Origin of the sequence: Photorhabdus luminescens subsp. luminescens (assembly GCF_001083805.1) — a bacterium.
GTDB classification, from domain to species: Bacteria; Pseudomonadota; Gammaproteobacteria; order Enterobacterales; family Enterobacteriaceae; genus Photorhabdus; species Photorhabdus luminescens.
Genome location: NZ_JXSK01000016.1, coordinates 1 through 24244 on the forward strand (window position 1 = coordinate 1; position 24244 = coordinate 24244).

At 38.7% G+C, this 24244-nt stretch carries 22 protein-coding genes and 1 pseudogene; 4 read left to right on the forward strand and 19 right to left on the reverse strand.

The window, feature by feature from the left end; all coding sequences use genetic code 11:
- The first annotated feature begins 110 nt into the window (after positions 1-110).
- Both TI10_RS25340 and TI10_RS23000 read left to right on the forward strand, forming a co-directional pair.
- Positions 111-281 carry a hypothetical protein gene (locus TI10_RS25340; RefSeq protein WP_155416505.1) on the forward strand — a complete coding sequence of 57 codons (171 nt, stop codon included), beginning with the start codon at positions 111-113 and terminating at the stop codon, positions 279-281.
- Between the two features lie 183 nt (positions 282-464).
- Positions 465-719, forward strand: coding sequence for a hypothetical protein (locus TI10_RS23000; protein ID WP_049585795.1), 255 nt, complete (start codon positions 465-467; stop codon positions 717-719).
- Positions 720-786: 67 nt separating this feature from the next.
- On the opposite strand, the gene TI10_RS23005 is transcribed toward TI10_RS23000, so the two are convergent.
- From TI10_RS23005 to TI10_RS23095, 19 genes and pseudogenes are all read right to left on the reverse strand, one after another.
- A complete protein-coding gene (locus tag TI10_RS23005; protein ID WP_049585797.1) occupies positions 787-1107 on the reverse strand; it encodes a CcdB family protein in 321 nt (106 codons plus the stop codon).
- Positions 1107-1373 carry a type II toxin-antitoxin system CcdA family antitoxin gene (locus tag TI10_RS23010; RefSeq protein WP_049585799.1) on the reverse strand — a complete coding sequence of 89 codons (267 nt, stop codon included), beginning with the start codon at positions 1371-1373 and terminating at the stop codon, positions 1107-1109. Before TI10_RS23010 ends, TI10_RS23005 begins: the two co-directional genes overlap by 1 nt.
- Before the next feature lie 386 nt (positions 1374-1759).
- A complete protein-coding gene (locus TI10_RS23015) occupies positions 1760-3082 on the reverse strand; it encodes an MFS transporter (protein ID WP_074524916.1) in 1323 nt (440 codons plus the stop codon).
- 66 nt (positions 3083-3148) lie between these two features.
- A complete protein-coding gene (locus TI10_RS23020) occupies positions 3149-4096 on the reverse strand; it encodes a TauD/TfdA dioxygenase family protein (RefSeq protein WP_049585800.1) in 948 nt (315 codons plus the stop codon).
- Positions 4097-4130: 34 nt separating this feature from the next.
- Entirely contained in the window at positions 4131-5342 is a 1212-nt protein-coding gene (locus TI10_RS23025) for an MFS transporter (protein ID WP_049585801.1), read from the reverse strand.
- Positions 5343-5386: 44 nt separating this feature from the next.
- Positions 5387-6571 carry a CaiB/BaiF CoA transferase family protein gene (locus TI10_RS23030; protein ID WP_049585803.1) on the reverse strand — a complete coding sequence of 395 codons (1185 nt, stop codon included), beginning with the start codon at positions 6569-6571 and terminating at the stop codon, positions 5387-5389.
- A 248-nt stretch (positions 6572-6819) separates the two neighbouring features.
- A complete protein-coding gene (locus TI10_RS23035) occupies positions 6820-7305 on the reverse strand; it encodes a nuclear transport factor 2 family protein (RefSeq protein ID WP_049585805.1) in 486 nt (161 codons plus the stop codon).
- Positions 7298-8506 carry an aromatic ring-hydroxylating oxygenase subunit alpha gene (locus tag TI10_RS23040; RefSeq protein ID WP_049585806.1) on the reverse strand — a complete coding sequence of 403 codons (1209 nt, stop codon included), beginning with the start codon at positions 8504-8506 and terminating at the stop codon, positions 7298-7300. The genes TI10_RS23035 and TI10_RS23040 overlap by 8 nt, the downstream gene beginning before the upstream one ends.
- A complete protein-coding gene (locus TI10_RS23045) occupies positions 8487-9608 on the reverse strand; it encodes a cupin domain-containing protein (protein ID WP_049585807.1) in 1122 nt (373 codons plus the stop codon). The genes TI10_RS23040 and TI10_RS23045 overlap by 20 nt, the downstream gene beginning before the upstream one ends.
- Before the next feature lie 547 nt (positions 9609-10155).
- Complete coding sequence (locus tag TI10_RS23050; RefSeq protein WP_139180502.1) at positions 10156-10356, reverse strand: hypothetical protein; 201 nt, start codon at positions 10354-10356, stop codon at positions 10156-10158.
- A gap of 137 nt (positions 10357-10493) precedes the next feature.
- Entirely contained in the window at positions 10494-11285 is a 792-nt protein-coding gene (locus tag TI10_RS23055) for a DUF4123 domain-containing protein (protein WP_049585811.1), read from the reverse strand.
- Positions 11282-13260, reverse strand: a pseudogene (tssI, locus tag TI10_RS23060) (type VI secretion system tip protein TssI/VgrG). The gene TI10_RS23055 and the pseudogene tssI overlap by 4 nt, the downstream one beginning before the upstream one ends.
- 99 nt (positions 13261-13359) lie before the next feature.
- Positions 13360-14103, reverse strand: a complete 744-nt coding sequence (locus tag TI10_RS23065; protein WP_049585813.1) for a hypothetical protein — start codon at positions 14101-14103, stop codon at positions 13360-13362.
- A 102-nt stretch (positions 14104-14205) separates the two neighbouring features.
- Positions 14206-14949, reverse strand: coding sequence for a hypothetical protein (locus TI10_RS23070; protein WP_049585815.1), 744 nt, complete (start codon positions 14947-14949; stop codon positions 14206-14208).
- A gap of 33 nt (positions 14950-14982) precedes the next feature.
- On the reverse strand, positions 14983-15717 hold the full coding sequence (locus TI10_RS23075; protein WP_049585817.1) for a hypothetical protein: 735 nt from the start codon (positions 15715-15717) through the stop codon (positions 14983-14985).
- Positions 15714-17603, reverse strand: a complete 1890-nt coding sequence (locus tag TI10_RS23080) for a lipase family protein (RefSeq protein ID WP_049585819.1) — start codon at positions 17601-17603, stop codon at positions 15714-15716. Before TI10_RS23080 ends, TI10_RS23075 begins: the two co-directional genes overlap by 4 nt.
- Before the next feature lie 25 nt (positions 17604-17628).
- Positions 17629-19374, reverse strand: a complete 1746-nt coding sequence (locus tag TI10_RS23085) for a type VI secretion system baseplate subunit TssF (protein ID WP_049585821.1) — start codon at positions 19372-19374, stop codon at positions 17629-17631.
- A gap of 11 nt (positions 19375-19385) precedes the next feature.
- Positions 19386-19661 (reverse strand): PAAR domain-containing protein, encoded by a 276-nt coding sequence (locus TI10_RS23090; protein ID WP_049585823.1) that lies wholly within the window; start codon positions 19659-19661, stop codon positions 19386-19388.
- A gap of 747 nt (positions 19662-20408) precedes the next feature.
- On the reverse strand, positions 20409-21023 hold the full coding sequence (locus tag TI10_RS23095) for a plasmid pRiA4b ORF-3 family protein (protein ID WP_049585824.1): 615 nt from the start codon (positions 21021-21023) through the stop codon (positions 20409-20411).
- 667 nt (positions 21024-21690) lie between these two features.
- Here TI10_RS23095 and TI10_RS23100 point away from each other — a divergent pair.
- Positions 21691-23268, forward strand: coding sequence for a phosphoethanolamine transferase (locus TI10_RS23100; protein WP_049585825.1), 1578 nt, complete (start codon positions 21691-21693; stop codon positions 23266-23268).
- A gap of 463 nt (positions 23269-23731) precedes the next feature.
- A partial coding sequence (locus TI10_RS23105) for an AidA/PixA family protein (RefSeq protein WP_049585826.1) occupies positions 23732-24244 on the forward strand: 513 nt, incomplete at its 3' end.

The window sequence follows — 24244 nt, forward strand, 5'->3', positions numbered from 1 at the left end:
AACCAGAATAAATAATAACGGTATAAAAAATAAAGATAGGAATCATAATTAGAGACTGTAATTTAAATTGTGTAATTGCCTGTTCTTGATATATTTCTGACAACAACGCTATGAACGAAAAGAAACTTAAAGCCTTTGCCACCGAATGGGAAAACCTCAACACACTCTTTGGGTATCTGCCCGATGTCCGCAAGGCAATCTATACAGCAAACAATCCAGAATTTCCTTACGGTGTTGTGTTCCAGTTTGTCCTTGTTAGTCGTAATCATCGAGCCGAATAGCAGTCGACTGGTTAGCCAGATAATGCAGTGGCGTCTCTGGAATATCGTTTATTGTAAGAGGAAAGCGACCTGTGTTCTGGTAATACTTGAGTTGAACAGTAAACAGCAAGTGATTTCTGGTGGGTTTATTTTAAGCAACTGGAAAAAAAGCAACTAAAAAAACTTCAAAAAGAACTTGATACATTGGGGCTAATTGAAAAAGATCCAGATGTGGTCGGTTATGTGCTGTTTAACACGCGTAATCGCCGATTTGTGATACTGGATGAACATGAATTTGGGAGGGTGGCTTACGCCGACGATATTGAAGACGCCTGTTTAGCAATATCACGATTTGCTGCATTAATGGATATTGATTTTTTGCCAGAGCCAGACAAATTCGATATTGCCGTTCTTCCTGTTATTGATAACCCTTTATTCGGGTTAATGCTAAAAAAATAGGTTAAAATTAATATAACAAAATACTAAAACCTTATTTTGAAGTTGACCTAAAATTTAGATCAACCAACTAAATCCCTGAAACGATAGTATCTAGAGCTGCCATGATATCGGAGTGAATACTAGGCATAACACAGACGATATCCGCAGCTTTTAACTTGCTCTTCGCTACCGTTGTCACTGACTTTGTAATAACGACATATCGATCGCCCTTAATTTCAATCACTGGCGTTAACGTTTTGACGAGTGAATTTTTATCTGACAGCGGAGCAATCGGCATTATTACCCGTGAATCATAGTCGTCTAATAGGTCATTCTGAATATCGATAATGAAAGGGTATTGCTCCCTCGATTTAGGGGATTTATTGAGGTAGACAGTGTATTGAGCCATCAAATAACCCCGTATTCATCATCATCGGTAAATAGCCCTGCATCACGCTCAAATTCATTGAAAGCGTGGATACCGGCTTTGTTTTCAGCTTTCCATTGCTGTCTTCTTTTCTCACGAACAACATCGGACAACATTTTGTCTAGTGTCGCTGATAAGTTGATCCCTAAATCACGGGCTTGATCTACCAATTCAGCGGTTAAATAAACATTTGTACCACGTTTACCGGATCGTTTTCGTTCTACGGTTGAGAAGTATTGTATTTTCATCAGACACCTCATCTATGCGTATAAAATATGCACATAAGTCTATGACAGATAGTGAGCATCATCAAGGGATTCTAAGCCGAAACCGCCGAAATTTCTGACTCCTAAATTATCCCTCTCAACTCCAGCAATCGAGAGTAGTTATGATGGAATGTGTGATGTGGGGATAAACCAGATTCAGGTTTTAGATGATAGCTGGAGTAGAAATGCTCCCCGTTATTACGGGGAAATGATGATGGTGTTGTTGAGGGATAACTGCAATATTGTATTGTGGTTTCTCTTTCAACGTTCGATAAACCTTTGGGAAGGGGAGTTATGTCAAAGAAATTGGTCCCAGAAAAGCACATTTGGTAGGAAAAATTTTTACCTATGTATAAAGTGGTATAATCTCAATCTTTATTGTTTAATACTATAAGTAAACTAAGTAATGTAATAGATGCAATAGCAGATGGAATGAATAAAGTCATAAGTACCCCTCGATAGCCTAATCCTAGTTGCATTAGCCATGCTCCAAACATCGCGCCTAATATCCCTCCTGCACGACCAATTCCAAGCATCCATGATACACCTGTCGCTCTGGAGGTTGTAGGGTAATGAAGTGTAGCTATTGTTCCCATAGATGCTTGCGCGCTATTCATTGTCGTTCCGGCTAAGAGGATTAATATTCCTAAACTGATTATATTATCAACATACCCTATAGAGAAGAGCAAAATACCAGTCATAAGATAGTTAAATGATACTGTCTTATGAGGAGATAACTTATCCATGATAATTCCTGATATTATCGTCCCAATTCCACCACCTAAAGGAAATAAAGCAGTTAAAATAGTTGCATAACTTAATTCAAAACCGGAATCTTTGATAAGTGTAGGCATCCAATTTGTGACAACATAGAATATTAGTAATCCCATAAAATATGCGTTCCAAAGAAGCAAGGTTGATGATAAATATTCATGGGATAAGATTTCATTAATAGGTTTTATTTTTTGTTTTTCGATAAGTTTTAATCTTGAGAAATCTATTTTATTATAATTTTCACCAACTATTTTTTTGCAAATTTTATTTATTTTTTCTTCTGATTTGTTTTTATTAATCAAAAATAAAACTGATTCTGGAAGAATGAAAATAAGTGGGACAACTAAAAGTATAGGGATAATTCCGCCAATAATTAGCATACTCTCCCAACCAAACTTGGGAATCATGAAGGAACCAATAATACCTCCCATAGCTGCTCCAAAGGGAAACCCACAAAATACAGAGTTAACCATAAGTGACTTTCTATTTTCTGGTGCGTATTCAGAAATCAATGTCAAGGCATTAGACATAGCAGCTCCAATACCTATTCCGGTTAATAAACGCCAGAATGATAATTGATAGACAGTTGTAGAAAATATCGTTGCAATACTACAAATTCCAAGCATGAAAACAGAAATTACAATAACAGGTTTACGCCCTAGTTTGTCTGATATAGGACCTGATGTTACAGCTCCCACAGATAAACCAACCAATGCTGAACTCATCGCAATTCCAAGGTCTGTTTTTGAAGTTCCCCAACTATCAACAATAGCAGGAGAAATATAACCGATCAGAGCAGTATCGAAACCATCTAAAATAAGAATGCTTAAACACAAAAGTAATATTTTTATGTGCAAAGGTGATATCTTTGCAAATCTAATTGTATCTTGGACACTCAACTTTATTGTAGAATTCATTTTATTAACCAATGCATCAGGCGAAAAGTAAAAAGGGACTTTAAGCATCCCTTTGTTAAGTTAGGACTAACTTTCAATTTCGAATTGACGTTTAGCACGGCGTGAATCGTTATGGTTATATGCTGGCACTTTAAATTTACGCAATTGTTCAGCACTTGCAGGTTCCGACTCACTAATTGGTTGATCACCTGCGATAGTCACCCGCTCCATATATCGGCGATTTGGATAGTAATCATGAACAGCAGCATGCTGTACAGAGCGATTATCCCACATGACTAACATGTTTGGTTTCCAATGGTGCCTATATTGATATTCAAGTACTGATGTTGTATTAAATAATTGTGTCAGTAGCGCATCACTATCTCGTTGATCCATATTTCTGATATAACGAGTGTAATTTTGGTTAACAAATAGGGTTTTCTTTTTCGTTTTTGGATGAATTCGAACAACTGGATGGGCGATTGGAGGATATTCCAACTCTTTCTTTTGCAATAATTTTTTACCTTCTTCTGTGTCTGGAAAAAGATATTTATACGATGAAAAATCATGTATAGCTTCCAACCCTCGGATGAAATCTTGAGTTTTTATTGAAAGAAAATCATAAGCAGTTGTCATACTGCTAAAACAAGTATCGCCGCCTATTTCAGGAACAATTCTTGAATAGAGCATTGTAGCCATAGGGGGGCAAAGTTTATATGTTTCATCTGAATGCCAGCGATCTGTTAATACAGGCGGATTACCATCCTTATAATCAAATACTATTAACTCTGGATTTTTTTCACTGTTCTCTGCAAAAGGGTGTACAGTTAACTGGCCAAAATATCTCCCTATACGCATTAAATCTTCTGATGTGAGATCTTGATCCGGAAATACCAATACTTCATGTTCTTCAAGATCTGATTCAATGGTTTTTATTATATCTTTATTTAATGGCTCATTTAGTTTGATATCACGTATTTCTGCACAAAAGTATGGAGTTAGTTTACGTATGGTATATTTAATTCTATCACTCATTTTATTTTATCTCCAAAATTATCACTTACAGGTTTTAAATTTTATTTTTTATAACTTTGTTTACTATTGGTCTTTTTATTGCTGAAATAAACAAGATGATTGAACATATCATCATAGGAAGAAATACATAACTTGGATTTCCTGAAATATCCCATGATAAACCACTAATTACTGGTGTTATAACCGCACAAGTATAACCAATTGTTAACATTAGTGAAGTAGATCTATGTACCTCATGTGGCTCGCTAATCATACTAGGTAGTCCTAACATGAGTATTAAAACGATAGCAGAAAAAAAGCCGATGAATGCTGAACTGATAATTATATATTCAGTACCAAAGTACATAATACTAATAAAAGCTGCAATTAATCCTATTCCTGATATCAAATATGGATATCGTAGTTTTGCTACAGTGGCTCTTGTCATCATAAGAATAATAGAGGCCGGGATTTGTCCTAAATTTAAAGCAACCAAAGAAATAGATGTTAAATCCTCAAAATTAGCTTCATGTAAGTAACGTGGAATAAAAAAATTGGTTGCAAAATATGTTGCATTTACACATCCCATCATTAATCCTAACTTCCACAATATAATGTTATTCCATTCTGGAACCCACTTTATATTTTTATTTGTCGATATTGTTTCATGTTTATTTTTAGGCGCTAATTGGTATATGAAAATTGCAATTATTAATGTTATCGCAGCCCAAAAAACATATGTAAGTCGCCAAGATCCCAACATGGGTAATAAAATAGATTTTGTCACTGCAACAGGAATAACTTCTCCGCCAAGAAGAAGGCCATTAACATAAATAGCCGTTGCAATCACAATATGTTTTGGAAACCAATCCTTTACAATGGAAGGTAATGCAGGTTGCATAAAAGCAACCCCCAACCCTGTTATCATTGTCGCCGTATACATGATAATTATATCATCTGCTGCTCCACGGAATGCAGAACCTAAACTGGTAATCAGCAAACCAATGATAAGAGTCTTTATTGCGCTCGTTCTTGCAATTAATAGAGAACCGAGAATTGCGGTACCTGCAAATAAGACTGCTGGCAATCCAGAAATAATCCCAACTTGAGTTTCAGTTAAATTTAGATCGTGATGGATGTCAGAAATGATTGGTGGAGTCGCCAATATTGTCAAACGCGTTCCTGCGCCAGCTAGCCATAATAAAAATAGCTTTATAAAAGATTTTATTGACCAAAAACTATATATTTCACTGTACGTTGCATTCATTGTTTCATCTCTATTAATTAAATATATTTACTATCTTATTGTTTCTAGATAACTTCTATTTTGCGAAACGATGCAATTTCATCATTATCAAAACCAAGGAAATTTTTTAATAAATTTTCTGTATGTTGCCCATGTTCTGGAGCAGGATTGCGTACTGTATCAAAGTCAGAGAAGGCGCTTAGATGCATGGGTTGACCTACCAGAGTCAAATCACCTAATAATGGGTGCTTAATAGAACATTTCATCTTCAAATACTGAATTTGCGGATCGGACATAGCTTGTGCTATATCATAGATGTAACCACTTGGTATCCCATTATCGTTTAGAATTTGTATTAGCTGTTTACTCTCGAATTTCCGTGTTACAGCTTGAATTTCATCCATAAGCTGCTTTCTGTTTTTTGAACGATTATAGATATCTGAATATTGAGGATTCAAATAAACTTCTTCTATATTAAGTAGATGACATAACTTTTGGAATTTTTCATCTTCTGCGGCAGCGATATTTATTTCACTATCCTTAGTTCTTACGACACCAGTAGGCATTAATGTCGGATGGTCATTTCCCATAAGCTCAGGTGTTTTGCCATCTGCAAGCCATCGAGCGACTTGGAAGTCCATGATAGCTAAAGTTGATTCAAGAAGTGAAGTATATACCCACTGTCCTTCACCTGTTTTTTCTCGATGATATAGTGCCAGTAAAACTGCCTGAGCTAGATTCATGCCTGAGCTAATATCAGCAATAGCAACACCAGTCCTGAGCGCACCGCTTTCTTGAGTACCTGTCACAGACATAAGTCCTGACATGCCTTGTACTATTTGATCAACTGCTGGTCGAGAACTATAAGGGCCATTTTGCCCAAAGCCACTAATGCTGCCACATATAATACGAGGATTAATTTTTTTCAAAGATTCATAATCGACACCTAAACGAAACTTAACTTCAGGCCTAAAATTTTCAAGCACTATATCAGCCTTACGAACCAAACGTTGGAGAATCCCTTGTCCTTGTTTTGTTTTCAAATTAACTGATAAACTTTTTTTATTTCTATGAAGGTTTTGGTAATCAAAACCTTCACGAGTACCCCCCATACTGTCACCTTTATCGGTAGGTTCCTCAATCTTGATAATTTCGGCTCCCCAGTCACCCAGTAGTCGTGATGTGACTGGGCCAGCTCTATGCCGCGTTAAATCAACAACAACTATTCCTGATAATGGTAAAGCCGTCATTCCGCACCTCATTATTGTGATTTAAATCTCAATTAATATAATTAAATTTAATAATTTCAATGTGCTTTATAGTAAATACCAACTGTTAATTTGATACTTCCTTTTTCAGGATCATAATTTCTCAAAGAAGCCTAAAAACCGAAAATAGTCGTGTTCATGTCTACATCTCTCGGAGAAATGAATTCCCAAAATTGACGCGAAATGTAGGGTAAAAAAATTCATTCTCATTCAATTACATAAAGTGCACCTTAGATCGGATACACAATTGAATCTGTAATTATATCTGCTGTGCAAATACAGAGACGTTCTTTAAATAAAGCAGCGCCACTTTTGTATTCGATAATATCCTTAGTTATACCACTTATTAGTAACCTATTTTCTTGACCACATATGCTTTCATGAATTGTAAATATTGTTGTTGTATTGACTAATATTTTCTCTCCACAGTGTTCGAGATTTGTCAATAATATATTAGATGTTATCCTTTGTTGTACTCTGTCTCTAAAGTAAATTGACCCAGATAAAGCGGATGCGCGATCTATGAGCATTTTCTTTCCTTCACAAAAAACAAAGCATAGGTCCCATCCATTATCTATATTCTGTTTTGAAGTAATTCGGTATATACAATCATCTGTAAAATATGATGGCCAGTTATCTAATATTTTTGAGTCTAAATTTTTGTTGTATAAGCTATACAATTGGTTGATAGTAAACCAAATTTTATAATTATCCAAGATTCATCGCTCCTCGGTAATATTTATAAAATCCACGGATAGCCGCTTCTGTCATCATGTGGTCTTCACTTGACTCACCAACACTAGCTTCTAAAATGATTTCGGAGTCTGGCATGCTTTTAGCGCCTTCTTGGGTTACAGCCAAAATCTCGTTATCATCTATGGTAACCAATCCTGAAGGACCAAGTAGGTTTGCCTGAAATAATCTCCGTTTCGTCAACTCCTCAGATTCATTTTCATAGCCAAAAAAAGTCCAAATTTTAATACAACGATCTGTACCATCAGGGATAACATGACGCATAGCTAAGCAATTAAGTTGTTGCAGTAGGATGAGATTTGGAAAAACAGTCATAATTGCGCCTGTACCGTGGTCATATTCACGCTGATGCTCGATGATTCTCGGATCTAAAAGTGATAGCTCTGTTTTTGTCTCTGCATTTTTTTTAATTTCAGCTTTGGTGAAAGATGCTGTTGACACTAATACACTGCTTTTGCCAGAAGAACAAACTTTTACACTAGTTTTTTGATCTGAACGCCAAATACCGAAGTTTTTAAAAAATGAATGCAGAAGTGCTGCATGAAATGGATCTTTTACATTTTCAATTTGAAGTTTCCAATTACAGTTAACTCTATGCTGCATTTTCCCAACAACTTTTAGTTTTCTGCCATCACAAACACGATCAAAGTATGAAAGCATGACAGGATCTAAATATGTTTCAAATGGTTCAATATCATATGAAAAACTAGCAAATACAGCACCATGTCTTTCAGTCACATTAAGAGCTTGCAAACCATGTTCTTCAGGATGGAAAAATTCAGACATTCCACCTTTTCCATTAATACCTTTTCTAAAAGGCATCCCAACTAAGTTACCCTCTAAACTAAATGCCCATTCATGATAAGGACATACAAGTAGCTTAGTATTACCCTGAGGATTATGGCAAATCTTTGCTCCTCTGTGGGGACAGCGGTTTACAAATACACGTAATATTCCTTTTCTATCACGGATTAAAATAACAGGAACATTTCCCACAAATGTTTGTATATAGTCACCAAGATTTTCAACTTCTGAAGAAAGCCCAACATAATTCCATGAGTTTCCCAGAAAAATATTTTTAATTTCTTGTTCATATATCTGGCTGCATGTATAAATTTTGGAGGGCACCCTTCGGGTGCCTTCTTTAGCCCATTGAAGATTCATTAACCAACTCCTGGGATTCGTCTCCTGTTGCGCTACTTTCGTATACTGTTAAATCAGCGATACGTGACATGACTGTCATTAACATAGCCCAGCCTTTATTTTGGATCTCAAATAAAGGCTTTCCATCTTCAATATTGTAGTTAGATATGAATTCATAGCCCATACGTACATGTTCATCATCTAGAATACTATGAACGTCAAAGTGGGCTTTAGGAGTAGTATCATCCATTACGGGTTTAATATGTTTGTAGAAGAAAGTAGCTGAGGCTTCAACCACCAAATGAACTAAAACAACTTTTTCTAATTCAGTTGCTGTTGTCATTTTATAAGCGAACCATGAGCTTGCTGCTTCAAGAACTGGATCAAATACAGGTTCAAAATCTATACGGTTATTTTTGATATCACGATTATGTCCGAGTTCTTCTTCTAGATGGGACATTGTAAGTTCTTCGAAAGCATCGTTGTGTAATGTTGCAGCACGAGTTAACACCATTTTCTGAAAATGGTCAGACCAAACTTGGAAACAATCGAGAAATCTTTTCTTTGCTTGTGTTTTTTTTAATAGTCCACGATTTACTAAGGCAAAAAGTTTATGTTTATCGAAACGTTCCATATAAGTCTCATTACGAGAAAATAATTGTTCCGCAATTGTAGTACCCAAATTTTTATTAATTTGTTCAGGAAGGAAAGTTGCCCAAGGGTCAGTAAAATCCTCATAAAGGCCACGAGAATCGAATTGAATGGATAACCCCCAGAAACCATCTGGACCACCTTTGAAACCGTGGAGATGACCAGGCGGAACTAAAAGCGCATCGCCTGCTTCCATAGCTGTTTGTATATCCCCTGTTGATTCAGCAGAACCTTCACAGAGCAAAATCATTGATTCTACTGGATGAATATGTGGTTCTAATTCTTCGCCTGCTTCAAGACGAACCCATGCCATAGATATACGGTTATCATCCGGTAAAAAATCGATCAACTGGTTATTTTTCATGAAATCTTTTACGTGTCCTAGCCAATGTTCCACACCATTCACTTCAATAGTGCGAATCGATGGAATATGATCTCGTTTTACTAATGTGACTTTAGATAGTTTTTTCATTTTTCATTCTCTATAATTGTTAAGGCGAGAGCATGAATGCTTATTTATTATCCAACAATTAGGTTCACATTTTTATAAAAAACTTAGTTTAAAAATAGCTCAGAATAAAATGTCATTTCAAAAAATAAATGATCATTATATTTTCACTGCTTTATTTTAATTATATTTCACTATAATTTAGGTGCTAATTCCCCCACCTTGTGATAACAGTTTTTTATATTTTTAACGCCAAAATTAAGAGTAGTTAAATAAATTTAAATTGCTAACAATTTTATTGTAATAAATATTTATTTTTTGACATCACTCACATTTTTCATTAAATGAAAATTAATTATTTGTTTTTCACAATCTCATTTTTACCACTATTTTTTATGTTTCTTACTATTAACTTTGAATTGTGGTTTATACCCTATGGATTTCAAGATGCATCGCGACGGCAAAGGAACGAATCCCCGGGAGCATAGAAAACTATGTGACCGGGGTGAGTGTAGCCAACAAAGAGACAACTTGGAAGATGACGGGTATATAACCATTCTATTTTATTTAGCTACGGTGAATAGACCGGTAAAAATAACAGGGTAATTTTTGCATGTTGTACCAGCCAGTCCTTTACCTTCTGATCAACCCAATATATCCGACGACCATAATAAAGGTCTGAAGGCCGATAAGGAGCAGGTGCGTAAATATCCATCATGGTTATGCAGGGAAAAATCTGCAAAAAAGAAGCCGAATGTACGGGCGCAGTCATGACCTCAACCAGAGGCATTTCTTTTGCCCATACGTGGGAGTCCATGTCCGAATACAGAGCTGCAACTACTCGTCGATGTAAGAACAACAAAAGCCTTGTAAACTGAGATGCGTTCATACAGGGGAGGATATCAACTCTCAGCTTTCAATAAACCCTTGAGAAGGGGAGTCGTCAGTCAGTGTTTGTAAATAATCTACACAGGTAAGCTTGCTAATATTATCCCCGTTTGCTAAACGGTATTTTAACCAACTGATAATTTGTTCCATTAACTGTCCCTCTGGCTTATCCAGTTTATAAGCTAATTCTCCGTGGTTTTCCCAGCAATTATAATTAATCGCAGATGCCATCCCTTGCAGGGCGCAATCAGAATGATGCCAGGCATCTAATAAATGACTGCCCAGGATAAAGGGCAATTCACTGCCGCCTTGACCACAATTTTCCGGCCGATAATAAATCTGTGGTTCGGTCATATTGATCATCAATTCACTCACCGGTGTCAAAAATGCTGACCAATCGCTGGCTATCATTGCCGGTAATAATTGACTGAGGATACGTGGGTCCATACTGCGAAAAATCACCTGTTTCTCTTGTAATATCACCTGCTGGCGTGAACGCCAATGATTAAGCTGCTGTATCCATGATTCATCACTGCGGTAAGCCCAACCCCAACTGTTATCGCTTAGGGCATGGTTATCAAGCAGATGAGCGATCGTTGATAGACAGCCTGACTTGGGCTGAACCAGCCAGGGACTTTGCGCCAGCATGTGATCCATCGGGGTATTGCTGTATAGCGGAAAAGCCTGCTCTACCCAGTCGTTGCTATAAAAGAGCGCCACCGGATCAGGTTCCGCGAGCGAATTGAGCATAAAGAAAACCGATGGTTTATTAGGGATACTCAGCCACTGTAGCCAATTTATTGATGTATTCATTCATCCTCCGGATTATTAATAACCCAATTTGTTTCTTGTTGAGCCAGCACTGCACAAAACGGTTTGGCAGGAGATTTAACATCGGGCAGAGGCGCAACCCCTTCCGGCAGTTGCAGAGACAATCCACGGCCAGTGCCGGCAGAACCTTGCCCGACTAATAAATTTGGCGAAGTCAGAATACCGCCGGGGGTTATCCGGATAAAATGACCGCCGACTTTTAAGGTAATTTCTGACGCCGCTTCCAACACCATTTTACCGCCGCTTTTTAGATGTGTTTCCTGACCGCTTTCAGCGACTAATGCATCCCCGGTCTGTAAATGTTGACTACCTGAGATACGGTGTGAAACATCTCCATCAGTGCTGTATTTCCCCGATCCTCGGATATGCTGATGATCATCCACTGAAATTTCACTATAGCGGTTATTATCGATTCGCTGTTTATGGTCGTGTTTAATATGCCAGTAAGCATCGTGCTGAATATGGGCGGTTAAATCTTTTTGCCCGTGCAGGTAAATCTCTTCTCGGTCTTTTGCATCTTCAAAGCGCAATTCATTAAAACCTTCCCCTTTGTGAGTCTGGGTCTTAAAGGTGGTTCGGGTCTTTTCGGCGGGTAAATTTAGCGGCGGCCGGTTTAAGCCGTTATAGGTGCAACCCGTCACAATCGGGCGATCAATATCGCCGTTCAGGTAGGAGACAATCACCTCCTGACCGATACGGGGGATAGCCATAAAACCGTAACCACTGCCATTCCAACCCTGAGTGAACCGTACCCAACAGGAGGCATTTTCATTGGCTTTATCATAACGATCCCAGTGAAAATGAATGCGGATACACCCCTCTTCATTGACATAAATCTCTTCTCCTTCCGGGCCGACCACAGTCGCCACTTCATCACCATCCGCCAGCGGTTTGTAGCGATATAGCGCTCGCCAATCTCTATAGCCCGAAATAAAACTGAATTCGTTATGCAGATAAGTGCCTGACTCTCCGCTATTTTCTTGCCATGCCTGCGGACACTTGCCGTGATGACGAATAGTCACGATTTGCCAGCGGGTATTCATGGCATCAACCGGGTGTTCGCTGAGGTCAAAGATTTTACCGGGCATCAGTTTAAAACAGTTGCTTTGCCCGCTACCGGCCTGACGTTGATTCTGGACGGCCTGCTGCTGACGCTGGACGAAGGGTTTCGCCTCCGCGTCTTTCTGAAAGCGGCCGTAGCTTTCAAAGAGCGCAAACAGGGTTTCCTGCCCCTCGACACGGGCATCGATATTGGCCCGGTGTGTCAGGCGGTAAGCGGGATTCCGGGGATTGTAGTCCTTATAAATGATCCGCATCGGGGTCGTGGAGACGCCCAGACGCGCCTGATTCATCACATTCATTTCGGTGGCGGTCTCTATCTGCGGGTTGTAGACCAGCGGTAAGTTGGCTGTCATCCCTAAATGGCTGTCACTGAAAAACAGCTTGTCGTCTTCAAACCAGAAATTCAGCCCTTCTTCGGCCACTAACCGGACAAAAAGTCATAATCGGATTCCCGTTTCTGCGTCACATATTCGCGTGTGTAATGAAATTCATCCAATTGGCAATCGAACAGGATGCGATGTTTTTTCAGCAAACTCGTGAGAATTTCCGGCACGCTTTGTCGATGATAAATCCGGCTGTCCTGATTCAGGTTCATCCGCCAGAGAGTGGGCCGGACGGTAAGGTAATAAATGGTGCGGTGAGCATGGGTGTCGCCTAATACAGCTTGTGTGATAACCCCGCTCACTTGACGTTGCTCAATATCGTTGAAAACCACCCGGAATTTCACCGATTGTAATAACAGTGATTCCAGATCAATATCGGCCCGTTTACTGACCAGCGTTAAGGATAAGGCAAATAATTCGGATAATTCCTCCTGTAGAGAAAATTCAGCGACCGCAAAAGTTTTCTCCGGCAAATCGATAATATGACAAAGAAAGTGTAATCCATCGTTCATATGAACTCCTTATTTATGGTGTTGGTGTTTAAAATACTACTGGTGATATAACCTTGTTAATCTGATTAGAAATAAAATAAATAAGCTACGCTGATAGCGTTATTTCATGTTCCCATACATGAATCGAAAATCGACTTCTTGAGTGCCGTTATCAATCTTGCCGCCCGGATATTCAACCCATTCGCCTTTCCCATTAGTCACCGTGACTTTCGCCATTTTGGTTTCATCCAGCTTAGGCTTAAAGATAATTTTCCATTTAGCTCCTGGAGTTAATTTAAGTCGAAAAGGACGCATTTTTAATACTTCACCTTGTAAGAATATTTTGTTTGGTCGACCTTCAACGACTTTCAAAACAGGGTAAATAACCGGGTTAAAATCAATCGTATTCGATGCGGGCATTTCGCTAATATTCGTCTGGACTGCATCATTGATAAATGCGATTAAACCGGTTGCTGAATACGGAATAGCATCTTTCACTAGATGACGGACATCGGTATAACTTACCGAAACAAAGGCCCGGTCAATCTTCCATTTACATCGGCCCCCGCCATTAAAAGGTAATTTTGTTTGAAAGTAACCGGTTTTCGGATCAGCTTTTACATCCAGACGTAATCCGTTATAAGTTGGTACCTTAAAAGGTGACATATTGGAATCGAAACGATATTTAAGACAATCTTTTGAGATATACACAGCGGATACATGTGGTTCGGTATATTTCGGTGCTATCCCTTCTACCGTGATCCATTGATTCTCTTTGGGCGGAGAAAGCGGCTCATTTGGATCAGCGCAGCCTGATATTAAAATCACGGATAAGACAGATAAGTATTTATTGATATTTTTCATGGTAACTGTTCCTCAATGCCTACAGCATTATCTGCATAGTGTGTCCAATTCCAGATCTTCCTGTTCATCTTATTTAGAAATAAATAAGCTACGCTGATGGCGTTATTTCATGTTCCCATACATGAATCGAAAATCGACTTCTTGAGTGCCGTTATCAATCTTGCCGCCCGGATATTCAACCCACTCGCCTTTCCCGTTAGTCACCGTAACTTGCGCCATTTTGGTTTCATCCAGTTTAGGTTTAAAAATAATTTTCCATTTAGCTCCTGGAGTTAATTTAAGTCGAAAAGGGAGCATTTTTGATACTTCACCTTGTAAGGATATAGTTTTTGGAAATCCTTCAACTATTTCTAAAACAGGGTAAATAACTGGGCTAAAATCAATCGTATTCGATGCGGGCATTTCGCTAATATCTGTCCGGGCAGCATCATTGATAAATGCGATTAAACCGGTGGCCGAATATGGAATGGCATCTTTCACCAGATGGCGGACATCGGTATAGGTTATGGACACAAAGGCTCGGTTAATTTTCCATTTGCATCGGCCCCCGCCATTAAAAGGTAGTTTTGCCTGAAAATAACCAGTTTGTGGATCAGCCTTCACTTTCAGGCGAAGTCCATTATAGGTTGGCACCTTATAAGGTGACATGTCAGCATGTAGCTGATATTCAAGGCAATCTTTTGAAATATACTCTGCGGATACATGTGGTTCGGTATATTTCGGTGCTACCCCTTCTACGGTGATCCATTGATTCTCTTTGGGCGGAGAAAGTGGCTCATTAGGATCAGCACAGCCTGATATTAAAATCACGGATAAGACCGATAAGTATTGCTTGATATTGATCATGGTAAGTTTTTCCTTCTCCCGACAGCAGTAACACTATTTTATGTATCGGGAATCAACTGTTTGGGTATCGGTTTCAATATGTCCGTTAGGATATTCAACCCATTCCTTTTTTTTAGTCACAGTTATCTTCGGCATTTTGGTTTCATCCAGCTTGGGTTTATAGGTAATTTTCCATTCAGCGCCCGGTGTTAATTTTAACCTAAAAAAACGTTGAGCTACTTGGCCTTGCAAGAATATTCTTTTCGGCCTCCTTTCAACCATTTTCAAAACAGGATAAATAATGGGACTGTAATTGATGATATTCAATGCCTCAGTTTCATTAAGATTTGTCCGGACTGCATCGTTGATAAACGCAGTTAAACCTGTTCCCTCAGCGCCTTCCTCCTGAACAGCATCTTTTACCAAATGAAGAACATCGGTATAACCCACTGTTACAAAAGCCCGGTCAATTTTCCACTTACATCGGCCGCCGCCATTAAAAGGTAATTTCGCTTGAAAGTAACCGGTTTTCGGATCAGCTTTTACATCCAGACGTAATCCGTTATAAGTTGGTACCTTAAAAGGTGACATATTGGAATCGAAACGATATTTAAGGCAATCTTTTGAGATATACACAGCGGATACATGTGGTTCGGTATATTTCGGTGCGACTCCTTCCACCGTAATCCACTGATTCTCTTTGGGCGGAGAAAGCGGTTCATTGGGATCAGCGCAGCCTGATATTAGAATTACTGATAAAACCGATAAGTATTGTTTAATATTTATCATGGTAAGTTTTCCTCAATTTCTACAGCATTATCTGCATAGTGTGTTAAGGCCAACGGTCCCTGTTGGTCTTGTTGAGTGCAAATTAGCGTTTGCTTTAGTTGATGGTCCATTTGTAAAAATAATGCATCGCGTTGCCGAATATCAGCAACAATATCGGTCCTTTCATTCAACGTTTTTTCAAATAATTGTTCCTGATCCCGGAAAAAATGGTATCTATCCGGTGCAATCAGTTCTGCCAATCGTGCGCCAATGTAACAGGCATATTTCCTTGAACGATGCTCAGGGAAACCTAGGGCATCTTTTTCGGTCGGATTCTCATTCAGCGGAAACCATTTGGCTTTATCCGCATCACTTATCCGTTTAAAAAATCCTTTCTGAATTTCCCCGGCATTCTTTAGATTGTGTTCCGTTTCATGGCTTAATGACGGAATTAAATACAATTTTGTTTTGGTGGGTAAAGTGGTTCTGAGTCTTATATGGTTGCTTGGGTTACGCTCTTCCTGCCATTCAATAACCAGATTGATTTTACAAAAGTGCACTATTTTTCCGTGATGCAAGAAAATTTCACCGCTTTTGGTAACATCCAGCAACTCAATAGGGCTGAATAGATAGCCTAGCGGTCCCCAACAGTCATATAGCCAGTTATCCAGATTTTTTTCCGGTGGTAATGAAGGGATTGGGTCATCTTCATTCACATGGCGATAATGGGTAATATCTGTTAATTCTCGTATAGCACTGAGGGTTAATACTCTGGGCATCCCATAACTATAGAGGCAGGGATTGCACTCTTTCAATTGAGCACTGTGTAATAATGCCAATGCTCCCCCTAAACTGTGTCCACACACAAACAACCTTTTGCCTGTGGTCAAATCCAGAATATCACTAAATACTGCTATATCTTTATTACTGGGAGTTCTTAACTTTCCAACCAGACTGAATGCTTCCCAAAAACCTTTATGCACCTTACCACTATGGATAAACCCACTGCACAGCGCTTTTTCATCGCAATCTAGCACTAAAGGCTGGTACGTAGCATCGGTCAAGACATCTTCTTTGCTGGCTGTACCCCGCCAACTGACAATCACATCATTTTTACTGGCTACATAAAATAGTTGGGTGTCACCTCGTACCTCATCAATGTTTGATGAATCAATAAATTCCACCCGCGTATAACGTTCACTAAACGGTACATCGTAAACTACAGGCGTTGCCGATAATGTCTCCAATTTATAGGGCAATTTTGAAACATCCACCATTTGCCGGTTAAAAAAATGTTTAACCGAACCTTCAATATCAACATCCTCATCGGCATAGGCCAGCACGCTCATCAAGCACTGGTTATAAGCATTCACAATGGAATACTCTTTTTGATGATGCAGCAGCAGAACCCAGGCCCGAAACGGGCATACTTCCAGAACATACCGTCGATTCATCGGATAGACCTCATAGCCTTGTGGTTCCGGGTCCGGGAAGTGATAAGGGGGTGGAATGTCTTTAGGATCTTTCCAATCCTTAATATCCGGTAACCCATCACTGATCTGCCCGATGGTCACATAGCGATATTGATAGCCTTCGGCTTCCGCTTTTGGCTTCACCACCGAAGCCTCTTCACCGCGTATTTCCCGCAACGGACGCTGTTCCATTTCATCGGCCAGTGGTTGGGCGCCGATATACAAGGTTACCGGATGGGGCGGCATATCTTCTTCCCTTAATAATCCATTGCCATCGGTAACGCCTTTACGTCCTAGCCGAGGATTTCCTCGGATTTTCAAACGATAAGGCATATTGATCAAGGGTTTCCCCTGTTCATCCACCAACTGAAATTCCAACCAGTTTTTCAGCATGTCTTTACAATCAAGACAATCGAGTGGGCTTAATTTGCTCATTGATACTATCTCCTTACGATTAACGTTAGATATAAGGGCGTAACCCGAACATCATGTGGTGAAAATCCCACAGGATTTTTCCTGTCTGGCCATCAATAACCTTCATCATCACAAAAGCGCCCATGCTGATGAAAAGCGTCATCAGGCGTGTCACCACCAGACTGAACTGATGCATCTCCCCCTGATTGGCATAACAATCCGGGTTCAATGTCAGGACGAGTTGATGGCCCCGCACTGGAACCCCTTTGTCGAGGCGATCTATTGGGATGTTATCCAGCCGAACGATCCCGTCGATATGTTCCTGAATACGTTTGCTTAATGACCGATCGGAGGAGAAATCGAATAGCTTGATCAGCTCTTTTAACGAGTGGGTTTGAAAAGCCATCCAGGGTGATACGGAAAGGAAAGAGATGAGTGACCAGGCCGATCTACCTGTCTGATCCTCCGTCATTGTTGAGTGGCAGGCAGCAGAAACTGGGGTGATATTGCTCACTTTCAGCCCCGAGGCATATTCTCCCGGTAGATTAATCTCTCCGATACCCAGGTTAGAAGCCCGTGTCTGATAACCGGTAAATTGACAAAAAATGGATTGTGGCGGCAGGTTATTCGCTGGTTCGCCATGACAGTCAAAGAAGTGAAGATGTTGCAGGTTATTCTGCGACATATCGCATTCCGTCTTAAGCTGATAATAGTAAAGAAACTCAGCATCCGGCAGAAAATGAGCGGTTAGGGAGAATTTCTCAATCGGCAGATAGCGGTATGGCTGCCCCCGCTCTAGCTTCGGTTCAGTGGATGTGTAAACGTGGTTCAGTTTGAACAGTTGCTTGGTCGAATCCAATGGGATTTGATAATGGTTGGCTTCACTGTTTACCGAGATATTCGCACTCATCGGCTCCAGATGTCTTACCGGCACGCAGTCCAACAGAAAGGTTTGGGAAATATCGTTTAGCATCAGATGACCATCAAACCGAAAAATCAGTTCGAATGTCCGGTCTGCGTTCAACGTCACCAATGGACAATCATTCTTGATATCAATCGTCACAAAATCATGCACATGGGGCAGATAATAGTACTCTGTCATCAGTTGCAAGATAGAGTATGGCGTGGTTTTCATCGTGGGAAGGATGGCAACCTGCCGCTCGGTTCCCCACAATGCCGGGACTGGGTAACAGCGATCGAGCGTGATGGTTTTGTCCTGCGTCCGTAACAAGACATCACACAGATTAAAGTCAAGCCATAAGGCTAATTCAGCGGCTTGCAGACGATCGCTGCCCAGAAAGAAATGTAGCGGTCGGCTTCGCCACTCTAAGATATTCTCCGAACATTGCAGTGTCAGCGTTATCTCACTGTACTCTGGGGTTGCATTCAGTTGTCGATCAATCACCGTCAGTGGTTCGATATGCAGAGGGCAGCAGGTTTCAAAACTGACTTCCTCTTCTCCTTCGCCGGCAAAAACCGGCATCCCTTCTGGTAGCGTCATCGCGCCTAGGTGATGTTTCCCAGTGGGTGAAAATTGAACGATACTCGTGGGAGGGATTGGGCACATGGCGTATGGCCAGACGTGTGCCAGTATCCCTAAGTAAAGTTCAGGAAAATCATCCTCGATCTTGTAGCGAAGACGGGCAATTAACAGCGCAAAGCCCTGCATCACTCGCCCGACATCCGGATCAGATAAAAAATCTGCCAGGTGCGGATGTTCTTTTGCGGCTTCCTGCGCCAATTGCTGCATATAATGCAATTCTTGTAGGAATAGGGACTCTTTTTTATTCATAACACACTGTCCTATAAGGTTTTGATCTGAAAAGATGTTTGTGAGGCGATCAAGGCGGCGCCACAGGAGGTTTTCATGCCCTCTAGAGCGAGCCCTTGTTGATTGGTTCCGATCACGGTTGAGGTTCCCTCAGCAATGGTTTGATGCCCGCCACACTTTGGACACGACACCGGATCGTTAATCCGCGCCACGCCTTTACCCAAAACCTTAAAACTGCCGTCACTGGCTAAGACAGAGCCGCCATGAGAGGTTTTGTCTCCTTGTCGTATTACATTTTTTAGCGTCATATTTTGTCCAGACGTTGAAATAATTAATTCTTTTGCCAAAGAAATAACGTAGTAAAAGTCCCACCATCACAGATAAAAAGAGTGAATTAATGGCGAGTTGAGTGATAGGAAGAACCGAGATCAATCCCAATCAGTTAATCCCCAAGAATAAGGGGAACGGGGGGGTAAAATTTTTTTAAATATAGTCCATATGATGGAACTTAATTAATAATTAAACATTCATCAGATAGCAAGGATTTTTTTCAAATTTACAAAAATATGAATTTGTAAGAAAGTGTTACAAACTCAATATGGAATCAATGCTATATCAAGCTATCTCGAATTCACTATATTAATCTTTAATTAAAAAATATTTTTATTACAATCTATTATGATGATTAATGGCATTATCTATTTAATCGTTGTTTTAATAATTAAGCCTTGGTTAATACAGCCGGAAAGGAGTGATGAGAGAAGAGAATCTTATATGCATGCTTTGTTTAGGAGTAGTCTGTAATAATAATACCTATGGTGATAGTTACTATATTTAATATCAAATGGATGATGATAATGGTATTTTATCGCTATATAAATACCAGTGCAGCTTGATAGGGCTGATCTGAAAGCACCGTAGAAACTGCACTCGATACCGAATTAAGTATCGTCTAATTCCATGAGAAAGATTAACTCAAATCAAGCACCAATGTTTGTCATAGTGGTTCATCTGAAACTTTTCCCAATGATAATAGATTCACCCCATTGTTAAATTTATTCCCAATCCCACAAGAGATGGTAACGATCCCGTGACCAGCGATAATAGAGCGCTAAAAAGGCATTAATATTATTAATGGGAAATTGTTCGAAGTCGAAATCTTCATCTTCATCCAAATCAAGTAATTCGCTCACCCATTGTCGTGTTTCTACATATTCCTCATGGTCAGGATCATTCAGTATTGCGATTAAATTTTCATAACTGTCAATTCCGCCGGTATCTTCCAGGGGACAGGCGCGATCACCATTCAGACAATAAAAAGGAAGCGGAAGGTTATTTGCCGGATAATCGCTGTTTTCTAAAGTAATTTCGTGTTCCCATCCATCGCCGAAATCATAGATATAAGTAAAAGATCGCCCTTTTTGTTTAATCAGGTCAGTTAGACGGTATAAATCTTCTTCCTTGCCATCAGATGGGCTTTCTGGCATTTCTGTTAGTCGCAGTTTGTCAATACGAAATTCATGTAGATGACTATCCTGCCATCCCATCACGATCTGTATCACGTCATGCAGCCTGTCAAAGGAAATAGAGGCTGGAACGACAAATTGACGCCAAATAGCGGGTTTTGAGCCTGTAAGTGTTATTTTTAATTGATAGAATTTTTCATTCATCACTAATCTCCTAATGGTTTTGAGATGATTCTTTCCGTGTGTGCCATCTATTGTCAATATTTTATTGAATTTTCCTGGCTGGGTTACCAGAATACCAACATGTTTAGCTGTGGTATGAAAAGCTTGGGTTAGGCCATCAATTTTAGTGGCGAATGTTCATAATAGCTTTTAATAACAGATAGTTTGCTTTGACTCGCTTTCTCTTTACTGAATATCGATTGAGAGGATAATCTTTCTAGTGTTTAAGGTGGATATTTTCACTATTTTTCAGTTAGTTATCGTTGCCCTCGGATATATGTCTTCGCGCATAAGCTACTGACTAAGTATAGTTTAAAATCACGATCAAGGTCGATATATTCAGAGTTTTTGCTATTAACAAAAAAAACGCATATTATTTACATGCTGTTAATCAAATATTGAAGATTAATAACTGTTCAAGCTGAGGAAATCCTTAACTAAGTTACAGATGAATGAGTAAGATGTTTTTTTACGCGTTAGTTCAATGGCTTCGTGTAGCAATCTGAATGGTGTTGCTTGAAGTTGCATCATGATGGTAGCTGACTAGCCGCAGATTTTCTTATTGTAAAACCACTTCTATTAATAAGAAAAGGTTATGAATTTTTTGGTGTTTTATTGTTATCGATTTATTTAAAGGAAATGAGTAAGTATGTTGTTGAGTAAAAAAATCCAAGAAAATTTCACTTTGATATGCTTATTTGGTTTTATTTCATTGGCCCATTTAAGCCTTGGATATCAGCTAAAGTTTATATATGTATTTAGTGCTTTTTCAATTCTGATATTATTGTCCAATTTTAATAAATATATATATTATATCTTGGTATTCATGATTGGATTCATTGGCGTGATTTATTCTCCTGTTGGATTGAATTATGGTTTCCCCGATGTCAATTCAGTAGGGTCTTTAATTTATACTAATAAAAATGAAGCGTTAGAATATATCAGCGGGTTACCGATTTTTACCTATTTAGTGGTGTTGGCTACTATTATATTAATGATTTTATCTTTTAAGGTAAGAGTAACGCTGAAGAGAAAGAGTATAATATTTTTATCACTATTTTCTGTATTATCAGCTTTCTGGTCACCGGTAAAAGGGTATATAAATTCCGGTTTCGACCCTGATTTTAATTTATTGGCATCAGGATTGCCCGAAATTAGATTTTTTAGTGATATTATTGAGAGCTATAAAGAAGTTAATTCAGAAAGAATCAGGTTCGCGGAAATAATAAAACAGAAAGATTCTTGGCAGCCTGTGGTAAAAGAGGATAAATATGAAACCTATATCATGGTCATTGGTGAAAGTGTTAGAAAAGACTTTATGAATGCGTATGGTTTTCCTTATAACAATACGCCGTGGCTGGACAAGGCTAATGGCAAGATATTTACAAATTATATCTCATCAGCGGCATCTACCCAGTTATCTTTGACTAACTCACTGGCTCTGAAAGGTGAGAACGCGATCAATTTGAATGATAGTGTCATAACGTTGGCGAAAAAAGCCGGGTTTTATACCTATTGGATATCTAATCAGGGGATGAAGAGTGCTTTTGATTCTCCGGTTGCGTTGATTGGACAACAGGCAGATAGTGTCCACTTCCTGAAAAGTGGAAATTCTGATGACCGGCGTTATTTGCCTGATGATAAATTGGTGCCTTACATTAAACAGGCATTAATGCCAGAAAAGAAGAAAAAGCTGATTGTTATTCACCTGATGGGATCTCACCCACAGGCGTGCGTTAGAACGAATGGAAAATATGATCTGTTCTTACAATCGGAAGAAATTTCTTGTTATGTAAAAAGCATATCGAATACAGATGAGCTGCTTTCTGAAATTGCATCTGAGGCTAATAAGCATCATGTAAGATGGACGATGCTTTATTTTTCAGATCATGGGCTTTCTTATGTTAATAAAGGAACCGATCAAGAAAACCTGACACATGATGATGAAAATAAACAGAGTTTTCAGGTGCCGTTTTTTATTACCGGCAGTGATTATTCTGATCGTGAAAAAATAACGGCACAAAGAAGTGGATTGCATTTTCTGACTCTGTTTTCTGAATGGCTTGGAATAAGAGAAAGGAATATTCCCGATGATTGTAATATGATGTCTAATAGTCAATGCAATGATCAAAATAAGATTATTACCTTTGAAAATGAAGTTAAAGATTATGATGAATTAAATGAAGATCTCCCCGATACACAGCTCTTGTCGAAGAATATCAATTGATGATTTACTCATTGAGTAAAATTAAATGAAAATAAGGGATTTCCTCTTTGAGGAAATCCCTCTTACAATCCCTCACACTTTAGTTAAGCCCTGATGACATGTACTGTCTTGTGTTAGAATATTGATAATGAACCCAGGAGTATATTATAGTGTTAAACTTTCAAATCGATAAAATTAATATATTTGAAATTAAGTTAAATAACATGAACAATTATATCTTAAAAGAATACTAATCTGTTTATGAACTAATATCGTTATGATATTAATTTAATATAAATTCTTCTTTTAAAACAATAAATTATCGGTAGGATTTTCCTGTGTCTAAAAAGGCTTCTGATAAATATATAAGTAATTTTCTCATCTAAACTGTGATTTATACCAGTAGTTATTTCAGATTTAGTAGTTAATTATTAGAATGATAGAGGACTCTTAGTGCAACTTAATCCAATGAAGGGGTGCAAAAATGAATCAAACTGTAGATGTTCTCATTTGTGTGGATGTTGATTGTATTATTAATGATTATAATGAACTGGGAACAAATTCGGACAACCCTACAATGGTAAATAATAAATATTTTCATTACATTACTAATAATGAAAACGCTTATATACCTAAAAATAATGCTACGGGTGAATTGATAGTAAAAATGGGTGTTGACGATATTATCAGATGGAGAATAATGTCTTTAACTCAACAATTGACACATTCAGTAAACTTATACAAAAAAACTAAAGAAAATACCTATAAATTTATAGCACCGATGAAATATACTCAGGAAGTCACAAAGATTACTTACCCGGAACAAAACGATAAGCAAGTACCCGGTACACCGTTTAAATATGGAATAGAATCTATAACACAATCCTATATGGAATCAAAAGGTAAGAAGTCAGGTAAAGAAAAATTGACTTTTATAATAAGCATACACTATAACCTTGAGTTAATTGGGTATATTTCTCATAGCTCTTTTGTTCAC